Origin of the sequence: Pseudomonas sp. SJZ080 (assembly GCF_007828295.1) — a bacterium.
In the GTDB taxonomy this organism is placed as follows: Bacteria; Pseudomonadota; Gammaproteobacteria; order Pseudomonadales; family Pseudomonadaceae; genus Aquipseudomonas; species Aquipseudomonas migulae_A.
Genome location: NZ_VIUK01000002.1, coordinates 252,185 through 273,890 on the forward strand (window position 1 = coordinate 252,185; position 21,706 = coordinate 273,890).

The following is a 21,706-nucleotide window of genomic DNA, read 5'->3' on the forward strand; positions in this document are numbered from 1 at the left end:
TCCGGTAGGCTCCGCATTTTATTGAACATTGAAAGGAGTATTTCCCATGGCTAAAGCCACTGCCCGTCACATCCTGGTTGCCAGCGAAGACAAGTGCAACGAACTCAAAGCCCAAATCGAAGCGGGTGCCGATTTCGCCGAAGTTGCCAAAGCCAACTCCACCTGCCCGTCCAGCCGTCAGGGCGGCGACCTGGGTTCGTTCGGTCCAGGCCAGATGGTCAAGGAATTCGACACCGTGGTCTTCAGCGCACCGATCAACGTGGTGCAAGGTCCGGTCAAGACTCAGTTTGGTTACCACTTGCTGGAAGTGACCAGCCGTCAGGACTGATCCAATCGCGTGGCTTTTCCGCACAACGGCCCGCCTTTTTGGTGGGCCGTCGTGTTTCGGATGCGTGATACGGCTGGCGAGGGACGCGCCGCTAGCGTACAAATTGCGGTTATCGACCACCCGGCTCTAAGGCTGACAATGCGACTGGCTTTCCCTACTTTGCTGTTCACTGCCGTGGCCCTGCTGTTGGGCGCCGCCGGTGTGAACGCCGCCCCCCAACATGCGCTGACCGTCTACGGCGAACCGGCGAAGTACCCTGCCGGCTTCAGTCATTTTGCCTACACCAATCCGCAAGCCCCGAAGGGCGGGACGATGCGCCGCTCGGCGATCGAAATCGGGCATTTCGATCATGTCCTGCCTTATATAGACAAAGGCATCGGCGTGACGCAGATCGACGGTTTGATCTATTCGCCCCTGGCCCAGCGCTCGCTGGACGAGCCTTACACCGTTTATGGCCTGGTGGCGCAGAAGATGGAGCGCTCGGAAGACGGTTTGTCCCTGCGTTTCTACCTCAACCCCAAGGCCCGCTTCGCCGATGGCAAGCCGATTACTCCTGAAGACGTGCGCTACACCTTCGATCTGCTGATGACCCAGGGCAGCCTGCGCTATCGCACGCAATTCGCCGACGTCAAAGGCGTCGAAGTGGAATCGCCGAGCACCGTTCGTTTCGATTTCAAGAGCAACGAAAACCGCACCCTGCCCCTCGACATCGCGACTTTGCCGGTGTTTCCCGAGCATTGGTGGAAAACCCGTGACTTCGCCAGCGGCGGTGGTTACGAGCCACCGCTGGGCAGCGGCCCGTACAAGGTGAGCAAGATCGATTCCGGGCGCAGCATCACCTTCGAACGCAACCCCGACTGGTGGGGCAAGGACCTGCCGGTCAGCCGCGGCCTCTACAATTTCGATCATTTCAGCATCGAGTACTTCGGCGACACCGACGTGGCGCGCCAGGTGTTGCGCGGTGGTGCGTACGACTACAACCGTGAGTTCTCCGCCACCGGCTACTCCATCGGCTACGACGGCCCGGCGCTCAGCGACGGTCGCCTGCAGAAGGCGCATCTGGCGCAAAACGCGCCGCAATCAGCGCAAGGTTTCGTGTTCAATCTGCAAAATCCGTTGTTTCAGGATCGCCGCGTACGTCAGGCCTTGGCGATGCTCTGGGATTTCGAATGGAGCAACCGGCAGATGATGCGCGACCTCTATATTCGCCAGCAGAGTTTCTTTTCCAACACCGACCTTGCCGCCCGCAGCCTTCCCGATGCCGCCGAGCTGGCGATTCTTGAACCCTTGCGCGGACAGATCCCCGACGAAGTGTTCACCAAAGTCTTCGAAGCACCGAAAACCGATGGCAGCGGCGTGATCCGCGACAAACAACTGCAAGCGCTGGACTTGCTCGGGCAGGCCGGGTGGAAACCCGATGGCGATCAACTGGTGAACGCCGAAGGCCAACCGCTGAGCTTTACGTTCCTGGTCAGCCAGAACGGCATGGACCGTTTGCTGCTGCCGTACAAGCGCACGCTGAAGCAGATTGGCATCGACCTGAACATCCGTCGCATCGATTCGTCCCAATACGTCAATCGCCTGATGTCCCGGGATTACGACATGATCGTCACCGGCTATCCGGTCACCACCTCGCCGGGCAACGAACTGAACAACTATTTTGGCTCCGCGGCGGCCAACGATCCGGGCTCCAACAATTACATGGTATTGAAAAACCCGGCGGTCGATACGCTGGTCAGCGGCCTGGTTCGCGCCACCACCCAGGCCGACATGTTGCGCTACGCCCATGCACTCGACCGGGTGCTGCAATGGAACTACTACTGGATTCCCAACTACTATCCGCCGGGCAGTTCGACTGTATGGTGGAACCGCTTCGGGATTCCCAGCGTGCAAGCCGCCAATGACGAAGCCATCGAGAGTTGGTGGGAAGTGAGCACCACGCCGCTGACCAACCAACAGATGACCGCCGAGCTGATCAAGCGCGGCAAACCCGGAGGGCCGCACTGATGTGGGCTTACATTCTGCGGCGTCTGCTGCTGATCATTCCGACGCTGGTGATCATTCTGCTGGTCAACTTCGTCATCGTTCAGGCCGCGCCAGGCGGCCCGGTGGAACAGGCAATCGCGCACCTGCAAGGGATCGGCGGCGCCAGTGTCGGCGGTGGCTCCAGCGAAGTCATGAGCGGCAGTTCTCGGGCCAGTCGCGGCCTCGATCCGCAACTGATCAAGGAAATCGAAAAACAGTACGGCTTCGACAAGCCGGCGCCGGAGCGTCTGTGGCTGATGCTCAAAAGCTATGCGCAACTGGATTTCGGCAAAAGCTTTTTCCGCGGCGCCACCGTCACCGACCTGATCCTGGAAAAAATGCCGGTGACCATTTCTCTCGGGCTCTGGGCCACGCTGATCACCTATCTGGTGTCGATCCCGCTGGGCATCCGCAAAGCCGTGCATCACGGCAGCCACTTCGATATCTGGAGCAGCACCGCGATCATCATCGGCTATGCGATGCCGGCATTCCTGTTCGCGATGTTCCTGATCGTGGTGTTCGCCGGCGGCACGTCGCTGAACTGGTTCCCAGTGCGCGGCCTGGTCTCGGACAACTTTGAATCGCTGTCCACGGTGGGCAAGATCGCCGACTACTTCTGGCACCTGGTGTTGCCGGTGACGGCGTTGGTGATCGGCGGATTTGCCACCCTGACGATCCTGACCAAAAACTCCTTCCTCAACGAAATCACCCGCCAATACGTGGTCACCGCCCGCGCCAAAGGCATGAGCGAACGGCGCGTGCTGTACGGCCACGTGTTCCGCAACGCGATGTTGTTGGTGGTGTCGGGGATTCCCCAGGCGTTCATCAGCGTGTTCTTTGCCGGCTCGCTGCTGATCGAGGTGATCTTTTCCCTCGATGGCCTGGGTCGCATGAGCTACGAGGCGGCGGTGTCCCGGGATTATCCGGTGGTGTTCGGTTCGTTGTTCATCTTCACGCTGTTCGGCCTCCTGATAAAACTGGTCGGCGACCTCTGCTACACCCTGGTCGACCCGCGTATCGACTTCGCCGCGAGGAACGCCTGATGTTCAAGCTCTCGCCGTTGGCGCGCCGCCGTTTCGAACGTTTCAAGAAAAACCGTCGTGGCTGGTGGTCGCTGTGGCTGTTTATCGGTCTGTTCCTGTTGAGCTTGGGCGGCGAGCTGATCGCCAATGACAAACCGCTGGTGGTCCGTTACCAGGACTCGTTGTACTTCCCGGTTTTCAAGCGCTACACCGAGCAGGAGTTCGGCGGACAACTGCCGTTCCAGGCCGACTACCGCAGCGACTATGTGCAGAAGCTGATCAAAAAGGACGGCGGCTGGTTGTTGTTTCCGCCGATCCCGTTCAGCGACGACACGCCTAACTACGACCTGAACAAACCGGCGCCGAGCCCGCCCTCGAACGTCAATTGGCTAGGCACCGACGACCAGGCGCGTGACGTGTTGGCCCGGGTGATTTTCGGTGCGCGGGTGTCGATCCTGTTTGCGTTGATGCTGACGTTGGTCAGTGCGCTGATCGGCATCGCCGCCGGCGCGCTGCAAGGTTATTACGGCGGCTGGGTCGACCTGATCGGTCAGCGTTTGCTGGAAGTCTGGTCGGGGTTGCCGGTGCTGTATCTGCTGATCATCCTGTCGGGGTTCGTCGAGCCGAATTTCTGGTGGCTGCTGGGGATCATGGCGCTGTTTTCCTGGCTGGCGCTGGTGGACGTGGTGCGCGCCGAGTTCCTGCGCGGCCGCAACCTGGAATACGTCAAAGCCGCCCGTGCACTGGGCCTGACCGACCGCAAGGTCATCGTGCGGCACATTCTGCCCAACGCGATGAACGCAACGCTGAGTTACCTGCCGTTCATTCTGACCGGGGCGATTTCGACGCTCACCGCGCTGGATTTCCTCGGTTTCGGCATGCCTGCTGGCAGCGCTTCACTGGGTGAACTGATCGGTCAGGGCAAACAGAACCTGCAAGCGCCGTGGCTGGGGCTGACGGCGTTTTTCACCCTGGCGTTGATTCTTTCTTTACTGGTGTTTATCGGTGAGGCGTTGCGAGATGCCTTTGATCCTCGGTCTTGAATAAGCGGATGTTGATATGAGTAACCTGATCGAAATCCGCAACCTCAACGTGGCCTTCAGCGGCCAGACCGTGGTGCGCAATCTGAGCCTGGACATCCGGCCCGGTGAATGCCTGGCGCTGGTCGGTGAGTCGGGATCCGGCAAATCGGTGACTGCGCACTCGATCCTGCAATTGCTGCCCGAGACCGGCACCGAATCCACCGGCAGCATCCGCTATCGCAACAAGGAACTGCTCGGCGCCTCCTCCAAAGTGCTGCGGGAATTGCGCGGCAACCGCATCGCGATGATTTTCCAGGAGCCGATGACCTCGCTCAACCCGCTGCACAGTATCGAAAAGCAGATCGGCGAAACCTTGCTGTTGCACAAAGGCTTGACCGGCAAACCCGCGCAGGCACGGATTCTTGAATTGCTGCACCTGGTGGGCATCCAGAAACCCAAGGAACGGCTCAAGGCGTACCCGCATCAACTGTCCGGCGGTCAGCGGCAACGGGTGATGATCGCCATGGCCCTGGCTTGCGAGCCAGAGTTGCTGATCGCCGACGAACCCACCACGGCGCTGGACGTGACGGTGCAGCGCAAGATCCTGCTGCTGCTCAAATCTCTGCAACAGCGACTCGGCATGTCGCTGCTGCTGATCAGCCATGACCTCAACCTGGTGCGCAGCATCGCCCAGCGCGTGTGCGTGATGAAGGCTGGGGAAATCGTCGAACAGGCACCGTGCGAGACGCTGTTCACCGAGCCAAAGCATCCGTACAGCTGCGTGTTGCTGAACGCCGAACCGGAAGGTGAAGCCCTGGCACGGGACTCGCGCGAGAACGTATTGGAAGTGGAAAACCTTTCTGTTCGCTTCGCACTCAGTGGTGGGCTGTTCCAGCGTAAAACGTATTTGCACGCGGTGGATGGCATCAGCCTGAATGTTCAGCGTGGCAAGACGCTGGGCATTGTCGGTGAATCCGGTTCCGGCAAGTCCACGCTGGGCCAGGCGATCCTGCGTCTGCTCGACTCCGAAGGCAGTATTCGCTTTCAGGGTGAGGCGCTGGATGGTCTGACGCAAAAGCAGCTGCGGCCGTGGCGCAAGAAAATGCAGGTGGTGTTCCAGGACCCATTCGGCAGCCTCAGCCCACGGATGTCCGTGGCGCAGATCATCAGCGAAGGCCTTGAGGTTCACAGTCAATTGACGGCGGATGAGTGCAAGGCCGAGGTGATTCGGGCGCTGCAGGAAGTCGGCCTCGACCCGCAAAGTCGCCATCGCTACCCTCATGAGTTTTCCGGCGGCCAGCGCCAGCGCATCGCCATTGCCCGGGCCCTGGTGCTGAAACCGGCGCTGATCCTGCTCGACGAACCGACCTCGGCGCTGGACCGCACGGTGCAAAAACAGGTGGTTGCCCTGCTTCGCCAGCTTCAGGAAAAACATGGGTTGACGTACCTGTTCATCAGCCATGACCTGGCGGTAGTCCGCGCCCTCGCCCATGACATGATTGTGATCAAGGACGGCAAGGTAGTGGAAAGCGGCGCCAGCCACGACGTGTTCGATTCACCACAGCATCCGTACACCAAAGAGCTGTTGGCGGCGGCGCATCCGCGGTAGGCACAATCCGTGCAATACCTTTGGACCGAGTTGTGGCCTTCGCGAGCAAGCCCGCTCCCACATTCGATCACGCTCGACCAGACAACTCGGTCAAATGTGGGAGCGGGCTTGCTCGCGAAGAGGCCGGCACAGGCAATAAATAATCAGGATCAGCCCACATGAACACCACCGAAAGCCTGAAGGACTACCAGCGCGTTCGCCTGTTGGCGATCCGTTCGCTGTTCGAGATCATCGAGCAGTCGAGTGAAGGCACGGTGATCGTCGATCGCGACGCCAACATCGTCTGGATGAACGAACGCTACGCCAGGCGCTTCGGCCTGGCGTCGGCGGAAGTGGCCATCGGCAAGGCCTGCGAAAGCGTGATCCCCGGCAGCCTGCTGCGTGAGGTGGTGCGCACTGGCCGGCCGATTCTGCTCGACATGCAAGACACCCCCAAGGAACCGCTGGTGGTCATGCGCCTGCCGATTCACGACGATGCCGGCGTGGTGATCGGTGCGATCGGTTTCGCGCTGTTCGATGAGTTGCGCAGCCTGTCGCCGATGCTCAAGCGCTACATGAGCATGCAGGAAGAACTGGCCTCCACCCGCTCGCTGCTGCGGGCACGACAGACCAAGTACAACTTTGCCCATTTCATTGGCACCAGCGCGGCCAGCCTCGAAGTCAAACGCCGCGCCCGGCGCAGTGCCAGCGCCGATTCGCCGGTGTTGCTGCTCGGCGAAACCGGCACCGGCAAAGAGCTGTTGGCGCAGGCTATTCACGGGGCTTCACCGCGTGCCCATAAAGCCTTTGTCAGTATCAACAGCGCAGCGATTCCCGAGTCTCTGCTGGAAGCCGAATTCTTCGGCACCGCCCCCGGCGCATTCACCGGTGCCGACCGCAAGGGCCGTGCCGGCAAGTTGCAGATTGCCCAGGGCGGCACGCTGTTCCTCGACGAGATCGGTGACATGCCGCTGCCCCTGCAAAGCAAACTGCTGCGGGTGTTGCAGGAAAAGGAATTTGAACCAGTGGGTTCAAATGAAGTGATCCAGAGCGATGTACGGGTGATCGCAGCCACCTCGACCGACCTGGAAGCGGCGATCAAACGCGGCGAGTTTCGTGCCGATCTGTATTACCGCCTCAACGTGCTGCCAATCCAGGTGCCGCCGCTGCGGGGTCGTCTCGATGATTTGCCGGCCCTGAGTGAAGCGATTCTCGAGGAGCTGCGCAGTCAGCATGAACTGAACCGCGAAGCGCTGGAGCTGTTGGCGCAACACGCCTGGCCGGGGAACATTCGCGAACTGCGCAACGTGCTGGAACGGGCGGCATTGCTCAGTGACGACCTGATGCTGAATGCGCAGGATATCCGCGCGGCGATTGGTACGTTTACGCCGGTGGAACGCGCGGCGCCGTTAAAGATTGAGTCGGTTGAGCACGAGACGTTTAGTGAGGCACGCGAACGGTTTGACCGGCAATTGATTGAATCTGCCCTCGCGCAATGTGGGGGGAAGGTGATTGAAGCGGCGGCACGCCTGGGGCTTGGACGGTCGACGCTTTACAAGAAGATGGTGGCGCTGGGGATTGCCGAGTCTCCATAAAGAGACACGAATCTCTATTGGTAGATGTGTTTTGGAGCGCTGCGCGCTCATCGCCAGCCAGCCGGCTCCTACAGGAGATCGCATTCACAACACACACCCTTGTAGGAGCCGGCTGGCTGGCGATAAGGCCCTCAACATCACAAAAAATCTCAAAATAGAGACAAACACGTTCATCCGCCGCTAAAAAACCCATAAATATCCTTATATTTCAACATGTTGCACCTATGGCACGAAACTCGCTATAGCCCTCCTCCACACAGCTTCACCCCACAAAAATAACAATCCAGGAGACACACCATGAGTGTGATCATTGCCTTGGCAGCCCTCGCGCTGCTGATGCTCGCAGCCTACCGTGGCTACAGCGTTATCCTCTTTGCTCCGATTGCCGCCCTCGGCGCCGTTCTGCTCACCGACCCTTCCGCCGTCGCCCCCGCTTTCACCGGGGTGTTCATGGAAAAAATGGTCGGCTTCATCAAACTGTATTTCCCGGTGTTCCTGCTCGGCGCGGTGTTCGGCAAGCTGATCGAGTTGTCGGGTTTCTCGCGTTCCATTGTCGCGGCGGCGATTCGTCTGCTCGGCACCCGTCAGGCGATGCTGGTGATCGTGCTGGTCTGCGCCCTGCTGACGTACGGCGGCGTGTCGCTGTTTGTGGTGGTGTTTGCGGTCTACCCGTTCGCTGCCGAAATGTTCCGCCAGAGCAATATCCCTAAACGCCTGATCCCGGCGACCATCGCCCTCGGCGCGTTCTCGTTCACCATGGACGCCCTGCCCGGCACCCCGCAGATCCAGAACATCATCCCCAGCACCTTCTTCAACACCACCGCCTGGGCGGCGCCGTGGCTGGGTTTGATCGGCTCGATCTTCGTGGTCTGCGCCGGCATGCTGTTTCTGCAGCGCCAGCGCAACAAGGCTCAGGCCACCGGTGAAGGCTATGGCACCGACCTGCGCAACGAGCCGGAAACCGCGGCCGATATCAAGCTGCCAAATCCATGGATCGCGCTGTCGCCACTGCTGGCGGTGGGCATCATGAACCTGCTCTTCACCCAGTGGATTCCCCAGTGGTACGGCAAGACCCACAGCCTCGCACTGCCAGGCATGGCCGCGCCGGTGACCACTGAAATCGCCAAGCTCACGGCGATCTGGGCGGTTCAGGCTGCGTTGCTGGTCGGCATCATCATGGTGCTGGTGTTCGGCTTCAAGGCGATTCGCGGCAAGTTGGCCGAAGGCAGTCGTACCGCGGTCGGCGGTTCGTTGCTGGCGGCGATGAACACCGCCTCGGAATACGGCTTCGGTGCGGTAATCGCTTCCTTGCCGGGCTTCCTGGTACTGGCCGACTGGCTCAAGAGCATTCCAAACCCGCTGGTCAACGAAGCGGTTACCGTCACCCTGCTGGCCGGCATTACCGGTTCGGCGTCCGGCGGCATGAGCATTGCGCTGGCGGCCATGGCCAATGACTTCATCGCCGCGGCCCATGCCGCCAACATTCCACTGGAAGTGATGCACCGGGTCGCGGCGATGGCGAGCGGCGGCATGGACACCCTGCCGCACAACGGCGCGGTGATCACCTTGCTGGCCGTCACCGGCCTGACCCACCGCGAAGCCTACAAAGACATTTTCTGTATTACGCTGATCAAGACCCTGGCGGTCTTTGTGGTGATCGGTACTTTCTACGCCACTGGCATTGTGTGAGGTATTCATGACGACTCTTTCGGGCAAGACTGCACTGGTCACCGGTTCCACCAGCGGCATCGGCCTGGGCATCGCCCTCAGCCTGGCCAAGGCCGGCGCCAACCTTATCCTCAACGGTTTCGGCGATGCCTCCAAGGTGATTGCCGAGGTCGAACAGTTCGGTGGCAAGGTCGGCCATCACCCCGCCGATGTCAGCGACCCGGCGCAGATTGCCGACATGATCGCCTACGCCGAGCGCGAGTTCGGCGGCGTGGACATTCTGGTCAACAATGCCGGCATCCAGCATGTGGCTCCAGTGGAAGACTTCCCCGTGGAGCGCTGGGACTCGATCATTGCGATCAACCTGTCCTCGGTGTTTCACAGCACCCGTTTGACCCTGCCGGGCATGCGCCACAAAGGCTGGGGACGGGTCATCAACATCGCCTCGGTGCACGGTCAGGTCGGGTCGGTGGGCAAGGCGGCTTACGTCGCGGCCAAGCACGGGGTGATCGGTTTGACCAAGGTGGTCGGCCTGGAAACTGCCACGACCAATGTCACCTGCAACGCAATCTGTCCGGGCTGGGTGTTGACGCCGCTGGTGCAGAAGCAGATTGATGACCGCATCGCGACCGGGATTGATCCGCAGCAGGCGCAGCATGATTTGCTGGCCGAGAAACAGCCTTCGCTGGAGTTCGTCACGCCGCCGCAATTGGGTGAGCTGGTGTTGTTCCTGTGCAGCGAGGCCGGCAGCCAGGTGCGGGGCGCGGCATGGAATATTGATGGTGGGTGGTTGGCGCAGTGATCCGCTGCTAACCCCTGTGGTGAGGGGGCAAGCCCCCTCACCACAAAAAGCCGGCTGAATGCATTAATAAAAAGAGGCAAATCATGTCCGACATCCTCTGGCAACCCGACGCCAAGCGCATCGCCAAGACTCGCATGGAGGCCTTTCGGCGTTTCATCAATCAGCGACATCACCTTGACGTCACCGATTACGCCGATCTGCATCAATGGTCGATCGATCAGCGGGTCGACTTCTGGCAAGCCATCGTCGATTTCTTTGATATCCGCTTCCACGATCAACCCGACGCGGTGCTGATCGAAGGCGACCAGATGCCCAGCGCCCAATGGTTCCCTGGCGCTACCCTGAACTTCGCCGAACACCTGCTGCGCCGTCGCGACGATGCCGTCGCCGTGATCGCGATCGGCGAAAACGGCCAGCGCGAACAGCTGACCTGGGCCGAACTGGCCGAGCATGTCGCCGGTTTTCAGAACAGCCTGATCGCCGCCGGTGTCGGCCTCGGCGACCGCGTCGCCGCGTGCATGCCCAATACCTGGCAAACCCTGGTCGCCATGCTCGCGACCACCAGCCTCGGGGCGATCTGGTCGTGTTCGTCGCCGGACTTCGGCACCCAAGGCGTGATCGACCGCTTCGGCCAGATCGAACCGAAAGTGTTGATCACCTGCGCCGGTTACCGCTACGCCGGCAAAGACATCGACCAGCGCGCCAAGGTCAACGAAATCCTCGAACGCCTGCCGTCCCTGCAACAATTGATCGTCGTGCCTTACGCTCGACCACAGGCGCGTATCGCAGACTTCCGCACCCACGCCGACGTGACGCTCTGGGATGAATTCTACGAACCCGGTGGCGAACCGGATTTTGTCGCCGTGCCCTTCGCGCACCCGCTGTACATCCTCTATTCCAGCGGCACCACCGGCGTGCCCAAATGCATCATTCACAGCACCGGCGGCGTGCTGCTGCAACACGTCAAGGAACACGGCCTGCATTGCGATCTCGGTCCCGCCGACCGTTTGTTCTACTACACCACATGCGGCTGGATGATGTGGAACTGGCTGGTCTCGGCCCTGGCCGTGGACAGCGCCGTGGTGCTGTACGACGGCTCGCCGTTTCACCCTGGCCCCGAGCGTTTGATCGACCTGATCGACGACGAGCGCATCAGCGTGTTCGGCACCAGTCCCAAATACCTCGCGACGCTGGAAAGCACCGGCGTGAAACCTCGGCAAAGCCACGATCTGGGCAGCCTGAAAACCCTGCTGTGCACCGGGTCTGCGCTGTCACCGCAAAGTTACGAGTACGTTTACCGCGACTTCAAGGCCGACCTGTGCCTGGCGTCGATGTCCGGCGGCACCGACATCGTTTCGTGCTTCGTGAACGGTAATCCGTGGCTGCCGGTGCGTCGCGGCGAAATCCAGGGCAAGAGCCTGGGCATGGCCGTCGAGGTCTGGAATGACGCCGGCACGCAGGTAGTGGGTGAAAAAGGCGAGCTGGTCTGCACCCGGCACTTCCCGGCAATGCCCATCGGCCTGTGGAACGACCCGACTGGCGAAAAGCTGCGCGCGTCCTACTTCAGCCAGTTTCCGGGCGTCTGGGCCCAGGGCGATTACGCCGAAGAGTTGGCTCATGGCGCAATGATGATTCACGGCCGCTCGGACGCCGTACTCAACCCTGGCGGCGTGCGCATTGGCACCGCGGAAATCTACCGTCAGGTGGAGAAAGTCCCGCAGGTGATCGACAGCGTGGCCATCGGTCAGCAGTGGCAGGATGACGTGCGGGTGGTGCTGTTCGTGCGCCTGCGCGATGGCGTCGAACTCGACGAAGCCCTGCAACAGCAGATTCGCCAGGTCATTCGCGCCAACACCACGCCACGGCATGTGCCGGCGAAGATCGTCGCGGTGACGGACATTCCACGGACCATCAGCGGTAAAGTGGTCGAGCTGGCGGTGCGGAACGTGGTGCATGGCCAGCCGGTGAAGAACACCGATGCGCTGGCCAATCCTGAAGCGCTGGAGCAATTCCGCGACCGCCCCGAGCTCAACACCTGAAACACACCCCTCTGTAGGAGCCGGCTTGCTGGCGATGGCGGCCCTGACGGTTGATGTTAAACGCCAGGCGGCCATCGCCAGCAAGCCGGCTCCTACAGAGGGGGATTTGTGTCAGTCCATCAGCCCCCATTCGCCGGGTGGTGCATTGGGGCCCGGTGATGCGTCGGCATGCAGCTTCAGCCGCAGGCGCAAATTGTTTACCGAGTCGGCGTACTTCAGCGCTTCCTCCTCATCGATCGCGCCTTCTTCAACCAACGCAAACAACGCGCCATCGAACGTCTGCATGCCCTGCTCGGCGGACTTCTCCATGATCCCTTTGAGCTCATCGAATTCGTTGCGCCGGATCAAGTCACCAATGGTCGGCGTACCGAGCATCACTTCCACCGCGGCTCTGCGTTGCCCATCCCGGGTACGTACAAGCCGCTGGGAAACGAACGCTTTCAGATTGCTGCCCAGGTCATGCAGCAATTGCGTGCGCCGCTCTTCCGGGAAGAAGTTGATAATGCGATCCAGCGCCTGATGGGCGTTGTGGGCATGCAAGGTGGAAATCACCAGGTGCCCGGTATCGGCAAACGCCAGCGCATGCTCCATGGTTTCGCGGTCGCGGATCTCGCCGATCAGCACCACGTCCGGCGCCTGGCGCAGGGTGTTCTTCAACGCCGCATGGAAACTGCGGGTATCCACGCCGACCTCGCGCTGATTGATGATCGATTTCTTGTGCCGGTGGATGTATTCGACCGGGTCTTCGATGGTGATGATGTGGCCGCTGCTGTGGCGGTTCCGATAATCGATCAGCGCCGCCAGCGAGGTAGACTTGCCCGAATCGGTAGCGCCAACGAACAGTATCAGCCCTTGTTTGAGCATGACCGTTTCCAGCAGCACCGCGGGCAACTGGAGGTCTTCGAAACGCGGAATGTCGAGTTTGACATTACGCATCACGATCGACACGTCATTGCGTTGTTTGAAAATGTTGACCCGAAAACGCCCGACACCCGTCAAAGAGATCGCCAGGTTCATCTCCAGTTCACGATCGAACTCCAGCCGCTGTTCGGCGTCCATGATGGACATGGCAATCGCCGTGATTTCCCCCGGTTTGAACGGCTGGTCGGACAAGGGTTTGAGCACACCATCAAACCGTGCGCTGGGCGGCGCGCCGGTAGACAGGTACAGATCGGAACCTTCCTGGCTGGCCAGGATCTTTAAAAGCCCATCTATTTCCATGGCAAAAAGCACCCGCGAAGCATTGAATGAACAGAAAATGACCCCGAAAACGGGTCATACAGCGCCTATCGCTCTAGGATAGTAGACCCCGCCACACAGACTGACGTGCAGGACACCTTGATGAACGCAACACCCACCGGCAGCGATGCCCAAGCCTTGATTGCCAGACTGGACTGGACGAGCACCCCGCTCGGCAGCGCCAGTGCCTGGCCGCAGAGCCTGCGTACGGCGGTGGACATCGTGATTCATTCACCGATGCCGATGCTGTTGCTGTGGGGGCCGGAGCTCACGCAGATCTACAACGACGGCTTCGCCCTGCTGGCCGGCAGCAAGCATCCGTACGCTTTCGGACAACCGACACACCAGATCTGGCCAGAACTCAAAGACTTTACCGACCCGATTTACAGCGCCGTCCTACAGGGCCAGGTGCGAACCTACAGTGAACAGCGCTTCACCCTGCAACGCGATAATGACGAATCCGACTTCTGGCTGGATTTAACCTACAGTCCGATCCGCGATGAAAGCGCCGAGGTCGCCGGGATTCTGGTCACCGCCATCGAAACCAACGAACGCCGACGCATCGCCCTCGAACTTGAACAACGCTCGGCCGCCAGCCTGAAGGCTCAGCGCGAAACCGAGGAACGCCTGCAATTGGCGCTGGCCGCCACCGACGCTGTCGGCACCTGGGACTGGGACATCAACGAAGACCGCTTCATCGCCGACGCGCACTTTGCCCAATTGCACGGCATCGATCCGCTGCTCGCCAGCCAGTTGCCCATCAGTGCTTATCTCGAAGCCGTGCATCCGCAAGACCGCGCGATGGTCACCCGCGGCATCAAGCACTGCATCACCCACGGCACCGAATACGCCGAGGAATATCGCCTGCTGCAACCCGACGGTCAGCTGCGCTGGGTGTTTGCCCGGGGCCGTTGCTACAAGGATCACCATGGCCGGCCCATCCGCTTCCTCGGCGCCGCCCTGGACCTGACCGAACGTAAACACACTGAACAGGCCTTGCGCCAGAGCCAGACCGAGCTGCAACTGATCATCAACGCCATGCCGATTCTGATCAGTTACGTCGACAGCGAGGAACGCTTTCGCCTGAACAACGCCGCGTACCTGGATTGGTATGGCCTGACACCCCAGGAACTTTACGGCCGGACCATTCGTGAGGTGCTGGGCGAAGAAGCCTATGCCTTGCGCGCCGAATACATCGCCGAAGCGCTGGCGGGCAGAACCTGCTGTTTCAGCATCAGCACGCCGCATCATGATGGCAGCACCCGTCAGGCCTTGATGAACTACCTGCCCCGCCACGGCCCGGATGGCGCAGTGAACGGTTTCTACATTTTCGTGATCGACGAAACCGAGCGCAAAGAGACCGAAGAAGCCTTGCGCAACCTCAACGAAACCCTTGAAGAGCGCGTTGCCGCCCGCACCCAGCAATTGGCCGAAGCGAACCAGCGCCTGCAAAACGAGATGTTCGAGCGCGAGCGCGCTGAAGACGCGTTGCGCCATGCACAGAAAATGGAAGCGGTCGGTCAGCTCACCGGCGGTATCGCCCATGACTTCAACAACATGCTCACCGGGATCATCGGCAGCCTCGACCTGATGCAGCGCTACATCGCTGACGGGCGCACTGCCGAGATCGGCCGTTTCGCCGAAGCGGCCGTGTCGTCGGCCAACCGCGCGGCCGCCCTGACCCATCGTCTGCTGGCGTTCTCCCGGCGCCAGTCGCTGGATCGCAAGACGCTGAATGCCAACGCGCTGATTCATTCCCTGGAAGACCTGCTCAGTCGCACCAAGGGCGATCACATCGCGCTGAAGCTGCAACTGGCCGATGAAGTCTGGCCGGTCAGCACCGACGTCAGCCAACTGGAAAACGCGTTGCTCAACCTGGTGATCAACGCCCGCGACGCCATGCCCGATGGCGGCGAGTTGCTGATTGAAACGGCCAACGTTTACCTCGACAGCAGCGATATCAACACTCTGGAAACGGTCAAGCCCGGTGACTACGTGATGATTGCCGTCAGCGACAACGGCACCGGCATGACCCCGTCGGTGCTCGCCAAGGCCTTCGACCCGTTCTTCACCACCAAACCCATCGGCCAGGGCACAGGGCTTGGTTTGTCGATGATTTATGGTTTTGCCCAGCAGTCAGGCGGTCACGTCAAACTCGACAGCCTTCCAGGCCAAGGCACCTGCGTTCGCCTTTACCTGCCGCGGCTGCATTTCCCTGAACCGGAAAATACGCTGCTGCCCTTCAGCGGCGAGGCGCCTGCGGCGATTGACGGTGAAACCGTGATGTTGGTGGAGGACGATCCGGCCGTGCGCATGCTGGTCCTCGACTTGCTGAACGAGCTGGGGTATCACGCCCATGAAGCCGAAAATGCGAAGACCGCCCTGCCCTTGCTGGAGTCCGACGTTCGCGTTGATCTGCTCGTGACCGATGTCGGGCTACCGGGCATGAACGGTCGGCAACTGGCGGAAATCGCGCGTCAGCACCGGCCGGAACTCAAGGTGCTGTTCATGACCGGGTACGCGGAGAACGCGGCCGAACGCCAGGGTTTCCTCGAGGAAGGCATGGACATGGTGACCAAGCCGTTCTCGATGGATCTGCTGGCCAACAAGATTCGTACGATGATCGGCCAACCGTAGGAGCTGCCGCAGGCTGCGATCTTTTCAGCGAGTTAAGGCATAATCGCGCCCCCCGCTGGCACCAACATAGCCATCACCGTTGCAAGGTACTGCCCATGAAAGCTCAAGCCCGCCATATTCTGGTGAAAACCTCGGAAGAAGCCGAGCAGCTCAAACAACGCATCGCCAAGGGCGAAGCTTTCGATGTGCTGGCCAAGAAATACTCCACCTGCCCTTCCGGCAAACGCGGCGGTGATCTGGGTGAAGTGCGGCCGGGGCAAATGGTGGGAGTGATTGATGCGGTGATCTTCAAAAAGCCATTGCGCGTGGTGCATGGGCCGATCAAGAGCAAGTTCGGGTATCACCTGGTGCAGGTGTTCTACCGGGATTAATCACAAATTCCTGTAGGAGCTGCCGTAGGCGGCGATCTTTTGATCTTGATTTCCAAGGGTAAGATCAAAAGATCGCCGCCTACGGCAGCTCCTACATTGGGATGCATTTCAAGTTTTGGGGATCAGTGCCCCCGGCATCTGAATCACCCGACTCGCCAACCGATGCCCGGCCTCGGCCGCTTCCAACGGGCTGCCGCCCTTGAGCCGACTGGCCAGGTACGCCGCACTGAACGAATCTCCCGCCGCCGTGGTATCTACCACGCGCTCAACCTTCTGTGCCGGCACCTCGAACGACTCACCATCACAACGAATCAGACACGCCTCGGCGCCGCGCTTGAGCACCACTTCCGGCGTGCCCATTTGCGCGTAAGCGGCAAACACCGCCTCGCAATCAGAAAAATCGAACAGCGCCTGCTCGTCATCCACCGTCAGCAACGCCAGGTCGATATACGGCAGCACGCTGCGATACGCCGCCCGAGCCTCCTCGATCGATGCCCACAACCGGGGCCGGTAGTTGTTGTCGAAGACGATCCGCGCATCCCGCTGCCGTGCTTCGATCAGGGTTTCCAGCAGTTTTGCCCGACCTTGGGTGCCAAGCACCGCCAGGGTTATGCCGCTGAAGTACAGCACATCGTAGTCCGGCAACGCTGCCAGAATGGGGGCCGCCGCCGGGGTGGTGAAGCAATCCCGGACCGCAGCTTCGTTGCGCCAATAAAGAAAACGTCGCTCGCCGGCGGCGTCGGTCTGGATGCAATACAAGCCGGGCAAACGGCCGGGCAAGCGCTGGACCATGCCCAGACCGATGTTTTCTTCGGCCCAGCTCTGGCACATGGCGTCGCTGAAACTGTCATCGCCCAGGGCGGTGACGTAATCCACCGCGCCGCCTTTGCCAAGCTCGCGGGACAGGTAGACCGCGGTGTTCAAGGTATCGCCGCCGAAGCTCTGCTGCAGACTGCCGTCGGCGCGCTGCTGCAGCTCGATCATGCATTCGCCGATCAGGGCGATGCGCGGGGTGTTGGGGCCGAGGGTGTTGATGGTGTTCATTGTTGTTTCTCAGGTAGTTCGATGGTGTCCGGGAGGCCGTCATCGCCAGCAAGCCGGCTCCTACAATGGAATGCGTTCCCTCTGCTTGCTGACGATGACCGCTATGGAATGCGTTCCCTCTGCTTGCTGGCGATAGCCGCTATGGAATGCGTTCCCTCTGTTTGCTGGCGATGGCCGCTATGGAATGCGTTCCCTCTGCTTGCTGGCGATGGCCGCTATGGAATGCGTTCCCTCTTGTAGGAGCCGGCTTGCTGGCGATGGCCGCACCTCGGTCTGAACCTTAGAAACAGGTTTCCATGGTCTCGATGACATTCAGCTGCTCATCCACCAGACACCCGGTCCGCCACTTGTCGAACGTCAGGCACGGGTGCGAAGTCCCGAACGAAATGATATCGCCCACCCGCAACTCAACACCCGGCGCCACCGTCATGAACGCATGCTGGTCCATCACCGCCGTCACCTTGCAGGCGCTGACATCGTCGCCCATCGCCGGCACCACACCCGCCTTGTAACGCAGCAGCGGCACCGGCAGACCGGCGTCATAAGCCACATCGCGCTTGCCCAGGGCGATCACTGCGAACCCCGGCTCCGGCAACGACTGAACGTGAGCCCAGACTTCCAGCGCCGGACGCAGCCCTTCGTGCAAGTCGCTGCGGCGCTCGAGCACGCAGCATTGCGCGTCTTTATAGATGCCATGGTCGTGCGCCACGTAGCTGCCGGGGCGCAATACACTGAGGAAACGCCCGCCGGCATTCTGCGCTTCGAAGGATTCGGCGATCAGGTCATACCAGGCCGAACCGGACGCGGTGATGATCGGCTTGGCAATCGCGAACGCGCCGCTGTCCTGCAACTGCACCGCCAGACGCACCAACGACGCCGCAAATTCACGGATGCCGGTGACGGCATGATCACCATGGATCACGCCTTCGTAGCCTTCAATGCCCGTCAGCGCCAAAGCCGGTTGAGCATTGATGGCCTTGGCCAGCGCGAGCACTTCCTGTTCCGTGCGGCAACCGCAACGACCGCCGACCACACCGTACTCGATCATCACGTTCAGGCGCACACCGCGCGAAGCGAAGTAAGCACCGAGGTCTGCGACGTTGTCCGGATGATCGACCATGCAGTGGAAGTCGAACGTCGGGTCCGCCAGCAAATCCGCGATCAGCGCCATGTTCGGCGTGCCGACCAGTTGGTTGGCCATCAGCACCCGGCGCACGCCGTGGGCATACGCCGCACGGGTTTGCGTGGCGCTGGCCAGGGTGATGCCCCAGGCGCCAGCGTCCAGCTGACGACGAAACAGTGCCGGGGTCATGCTGGTTTTGCCGTGCGGCGCGAGTTCGGCGCCGCTGTTGCTGACGAACGTCTGCATCCAGCGAATGTTGTGCTCCAGCGCTTCGCGGTGCAGCACCAGCGCCGGCAGGCTTACGTCGCGTACCAGGTTGGCACCGGTCTGGGCAAAGCCCTTTTCCACGGCGGCAGTATTTTGGGCAGTAGACATGGTCGAACTCCTCACATTCGCGGCCGCAGGCAGCCGCTGTTATTCGTTGATACGCCGGGCGAGGCTGTTGGCGCTGTCGATCAGCACCCGGCGATAGTCGTTGTAATTGTTCTTGGCGTCGGCCCGTGGCGCGACGATGCACAGGGTCGCAATGGCGATGCCGTTCGGGTCTTTGACCGGGGCGGCAAAGCAATGGGTGAAGGTGTCGGCGACGCTATCGAAGGAGAAAAACCCATCGATGCCGGCCTGACGGATTTCACCGAGAAACTGCTCCAGCGGCAGGCGTTCGCCGTTGGGCAGGATGAAGTCATCGTGGTCGATCAGGTCGATGATTGCCTGGTCGCTCAGGTGCGCCAGCAGCAGGCGTCCGGAGGCGGTCCAGGGAATCGGTGCGTTCTCGCCGATGTCCGAGGAAATGCGGAAATGCCGCTCGCCCTCTCTCATCAGGGCCACGGTGTATTTACGCCCGTTGAGCAGGCACATCTGCGCGGTTTCGTGGGTCTGGCTGACGATCTCCTGCAAGGCATGATCGGCCTCGCGAGTGAGGTCGAAATGGCGCAAGTGCGCCTGGCCGAGGAAGTACAGCTGACGGCCGAGGTAGACATGTCCTTCCTTGCCCACAGGTTCGAGGATCCGCCGCTCCAGCAGCGAGGCCACCAGTTCGTATACCGTGGATTTGGGGCTGCCGATGCCGCTGGCGATTTCATTCGGACGCAGGGGCTGGCCGATCTCCTTGAGGAAATCGAGGATATCGAACGCCCGGTCCAGACCGCGAGCCCGGCGCTTGATGGTGTCTTCGGTCATTTCAGTGGTTCCCATACAAATTCGACCTGTAGGAGCTGCCGCAGGCTGCGATCTTTTGATCTTGCCCTTGCAGCATGTCCAAAAAACGGCAAAAGATCGCAGCCTTCGGCAGCTCCTACAAGAGCCATCGAGAATCAGGCCTTTTTCTTGTACGCGATGCAGTCGATCTCGACCTTGCAATCAACCATCATGTTCGCCTGCACGCAGGCCCGGGCCGGGGCGTGCTCGGGTTTGAAGTACTCGGAGAAGACCTTGTTGAAACTGGTGAAATCCCGCGGATCCTCCAGCCACACGCCAGCCCGCACCACGTCTTCCAGGCCATAACCGGCCTCTTCGAGAATCGCGATCAGGTTCTTCATGGTCTGGTGAGTCTGCTCGACGATGCCGCCAGCAATGATCTCGCCGTCCACCGCCGGCACCTGCCCGGAAACGTGCAGCCAGCCATCGGCTTCAACGGCGCGGGCGAAAGGGCGAGGCTGACCGCCAGCGGCGGTGCTGCCGGTGCCGTAACGAGTAATGCTCATGAGTGTTTCTCCTGATTTGAAAGTGAAGTGCTTTTAAAAAAAATCAGAACCGCGTGTTCTTGAGGAATTCCGCCAGACGCGGTGACTGCGGGCGTTCGAACAGCTCCTTGGGTGGCCCCTGCTCTTCGATCCGCCCCTGATTCATGAAAACGATCTTGTCCGAGACCTCGAAGGCGAAGCGCATTTCGTGGGTCACCAACAGCATGGTCATGCCATCCTCGGCCAGGCCCTTGATCACGCTCAGCACTTCGCCCACCAGTTCCGGGTCGAGGGCCGAGGTGACTTCGTCGAACAGCATCAGGCTCGGGTTCATCGCGATCGCCCGGGCAATTGCCACACGCTGTTGCTGACCGCCGGACAACTGACCCGGATAGTGATCGCGTCGCTCCAGCAGGCCGACCCGCTCCAGCCATTTTTCCGCCAGGGCCACGGCCTCGTCCTTGTGCAGCTTCTTGACCTTGAGCAGACCGAGGGTGACGTTCTGCAACGCGGTCAGGTGCGGGAACAGATTGAACTGCTGGAACGCCATGCCGGTCATCGCACGATGCCGGGCAATAACCTTTTCCGGGTGCCGCACGCGTTTGCCGTTGACCTCGTCATAGCCGATGGATTCGCCATCGAGCATGATCTGCCCGCCCTGGAACTCTTCGAGCATGTTCACGCAGCGCAGCAGCGTGGTCTTGCCTGAACCGCTGGAACCGATCAGCGTGACCACGTTGCCGCGCTGCATTGTCAGGTCAACGCCCTTGAGCACTTCGAGCTGGCCATACTTTTTGTGCAGCCCGCGGATGTCCAGCAGAGGCTGAGCGTTTTGAGCGTTCGAAACTTGAGGTTGAGTCATGGCAAGGCCACCCGCTTTTCAATGTGCCGGCCGAGTAATTCGATGGCGTAGTTGATGACGAAAAACAGAAATCCGGCGAACAGGTAAAACTCGAGGGTCATGAACGTCCGGGCGATGATCTGCTGGGTGCTGAGCAGCAACTCGGCCACACCGATCACCGACAACAGCGTCGAGGCCTTGACGATCTCGGTGGATGAGTTGACCCAGGTCGGCAGAATCTGCCGCAATGCCTGGGGCAACAGCACGTAGCCGAGGGACTGGAAAAACGTCAGGCCAATCGCCTTGCTCGCTTCCATCTGCCCGCTCGGCAACGCTTGCAGCGCACCGCGCACAATCTCGGCGACATGGGAACCGCAAAACAGCGTCAGCCCCAGCGCACCGGCCTGGAACGCGCTGATCTGCCAGCCAAGCGCCGGCGCCATGTAGAAGCAGGCCAGCACCAGCACAAACACCGGCGTGCCGCGAATAATGTCCACGTAAAAACGGAACGGCGCGCGCATCCAGAACTTGCCGTAGGTCAGCACCAGACCGGCAACGATGCCGAGCATCGTGCCCAGCAAAATCGCCAGGGCCGACACCTGCACACTGGTCAGAAAGCCTTGCCACAACACTTCGCGGGCAACCCACAACTCATGCAACCAACTGGGTGATTCGTACAT

The 21,706-nt window shown here is 60.7% G+C and carries 18 protein-coding genes; 11 read left to right on the plus strand and 7 right to left on the minus strand.

Features of this window, described 5'->3' with window-relative positions; all coding sequences use genetic code 11:
* The first annotated feature begins 46 nt into the window (after window positions 1–46).
* The 9 genes from FBY04_RS03655 (at window position 47) to FBY04_RS03695 (ending at window position 12,089) form a co-directional block, all read left to right on the plus strand.
* The gene (locus FBY04_RS03655; protein ID WP_008029538.1) at window positions 47–328 is read left to right on the plus strand and encodes a peptidylprolyl isomerase; all 282 of its coding nucleotides are present in this window, start codon (window positions 47–49) and stop codon (window positions 326–328) included.
* A 138-nt stretch (window positions 329–466) separates the two neighbouring features.
* Entirely contained in the window at window positions 467–2,335 is a 1,869-nt protein-coding gene (locus FBY04_RS03660; RefSeq protein ID WP_145314543.1) for an extracellular solute-binding protein, read from the plus strand.
* The gene (locus tag FBY04_RS03665; RefSeq protein WP_017339138.1) at window positions 2,335–3,396 is read left to right on the plus strand and encodes a microcin C ABC transporter permease YejB; all 1,062 of its coding nucleotides are present in this window, start codon (window positions 2,335–2,337) and stop codon (window positions 3,394–3,396) included. The genes FBY04_RS03660 and FBY04_RS03665 overlap by 1 nt, the downstream gene beginning before the upstream one ends.
* Window positions 3,396–4,418: an ABC transporter permease gene (locus FBY04_RS03670; protein WP_145314544.1), complete on the plus strand. Its 1,023-nt coding sequence runs from the start codon at window positions 3,396–3,398 to the stop codon at window positions 4,416–4,418. Before FBY04_RS03665 ends, FBY04_RS03670 begins: the two co-directional genes overlap by 1 nt.
* A gap of 16 nt (window positions 4,419–4,434) precedes the next feature.
* Entirely contained in the window at window positions 4,435–6,006 is a 1,572-nt protein-coding gene (locus FBY04_RS03675; RefSeq protein ID WP_145314545.1) for an ABC transporter ATP-binding protein, read from the plus strand.
* 158 nt (window positions 6,007–6,164) lie between these two features.
* Window positions 6,165–7,580, plus strand: a complete 1,416-nt coding sequence (locus tag FBY04_RS03680; protein WP_145314546.1) for a sigma-54-dependent Fis family transcriptional regulator — start codon at window positions 6,165–6,167, stop codon at window positions 7,578–7,580.
* A gap of 297 nt (window positions 7,581–7,877) precedes the next feature.
* Complete coding sequence (locus FBY04_RS03685) at window positions 7,878–9,269, plus strand: GntP family permease (RefSeq protein WP_145314547.1); 1,392 nt, start codon at window positions 7,878–7,880, stop codon at window positions 9,267–9,269.
* Window positions 9,270–9,276: 7 nt separating this feature from the next.
* Window positions 9,277–10,050 (plus strand): 3-hydroxybutyrate dehydrogenase, encoded by a 774-nt coding sequence (gene hbdH / locus FBY04_RS03690; RefSeq protein WP_084320182.1) that lies wholly within the window; start codon window positions 9,277–9,279, stop codon window positions 10,048–10,050.
* A gap of 83 nt (window positions 10,051–10,133) precedes the next feature.
* Complete coding sequence (locus FBY04_RS03695; protein ID WP_145314548.1) at window positions 10,134–12,089, plus strand: acetoacetate--CoA ligase; 1,956 nt, start codon at window positions 10,134–10,136, stop codon at window positions 12,087–12,089.
* A gap of 111 nt (window positions 12,090–12,200) precedes the next feature.
* Here the strand turns inward: FBY04_RS03695 and FBY04_RS03700 are convergent, their stop codons facing one another.
* Window positions 12,201–13,310 carry a PilT/PilU family type 4a pilus ATPase gene (locus tag FBY04_RS03700; RefSeq protein ID WP_084320186.1) on the minus strand — a complete coding sequence of 370 codons (1,110 nt, stop codon included), beginning with the start codon at window positions 13,308–13,310 and terminating at the stop codon, window positions 12,201–12,203.
* A 120-nt stretch (window positions 13,311–13,430) separates the two neighbouring features.
* Here FBY04_RS03700 and FBY04_RS03705 point away from each other — a divergent pair, with 120 nt between their 5' ends.
* Together FBY04_RS03705 and FBY04_RS03710 are read left to right on the plus strand one after the other, a co-directional pair.
* A complete protein-coding gene (locus FBY04_RS03705; protein ID WP_145314549.1) occupies window positions 13,431–15,965 on the plus strand; it encodes a PAS domain-containing protein in 2,535 nt (844 codons plus the stop codon).
* A gap of 95 nt (window positions 15,966–16,060) precedes the next feature.
* Window positions 16,061–16,336 carry a peptidylprolyl isomerase gene (locus FBY04_RS03710; protein ID WP_007898282.1) on the plus strand — a complete coding sequence of 92 codons (276 nt, stop codon included), beginning with the start codon at window positions 16,061–16,063 and terminating at the stop codon, window positions 16,334–16,336.
* A 108-nt stretch (window positions 16,337–16,444) separates the two neighbouring features.
* On the opposite strand, the gene FBY04_RS03715 is transcribed toward FBY04_RS03710, so the two are convergent.
* The 6 genes from FBY04_RS03715 to FBY04_RS03740 form a co-directional block, all read right to left on the minus strand.
* A complete protein-coding gene (locus FBY04_RS03715; protein ID WP_145314550.1) occupies window positions 16,445–17,380 on the minus strand; it encodes a sugar kinase in 936 nt (311 codons plus the stop codon).
* A 280-nt stretch (window positions 17,381–17,660) separates the two neighbouring features.
* Window positions 17,661–18,878: an amino acid deaminase gene (locus FBY04_RS03720; RefSeq protein WP_084322832.1), complete on the minus strand. Its 1,218-nt coding sequence runs from the start codon at window positions 18,876–18,878 to the stop codon at window positions 17,661–17,663.
* Window positions 18,879–18,917: 39 nt separating this feature from the next.
* Complete coding sequence (locus FBY04_RS03725) at window positions 18,918–19,682, minus strand: IclR family transcriptional regulator (RefSeq protein WP_084322831.1); 765 nt, start codon at window positions 19,680–19,682, stop codon at window positions 18,918–18,920.
* A 134-nt stretch (window positions 19,683–19,816) separates the two neighbouring features.
* On the minus strand, window positions 19,817–20,206 hold the full coding sequence (locus FBY04_RS03730; protein ID WP_084322830.1) for a RidA family protein: 390 nt from the start codon (window positions 20,204–20,206) through the stop codon (window positions 19,817–19,819).
* A 43-nt stretch (window positions 20,207–20,249) separates the two neighbouring features.
* Complete coding sequence (locus tag FBY04_RS03735) at window positions 20,250–21,047, minus strand: amino acid ABC transporter ATP-binding protein (protein WP_084322829.1); 798 nt, start codon at window positions 21,045–21,047, stop codon at window positions 20,250–20,252.
* Window positions 21,044–21,706: an amino acid ABC transporter permease gene (locus FBY04_RS03740; protein WP_084322828.1), complete on the minus strand. Its 663-nt coding sequence runs from the start codon at window positions 21,704–21,706 to the stop codon at window positions 21,044–21,046. Before FBY04_RS03740 ends, FBY04_RS03735 begins: the two co-directional genes overlap by 4 nt.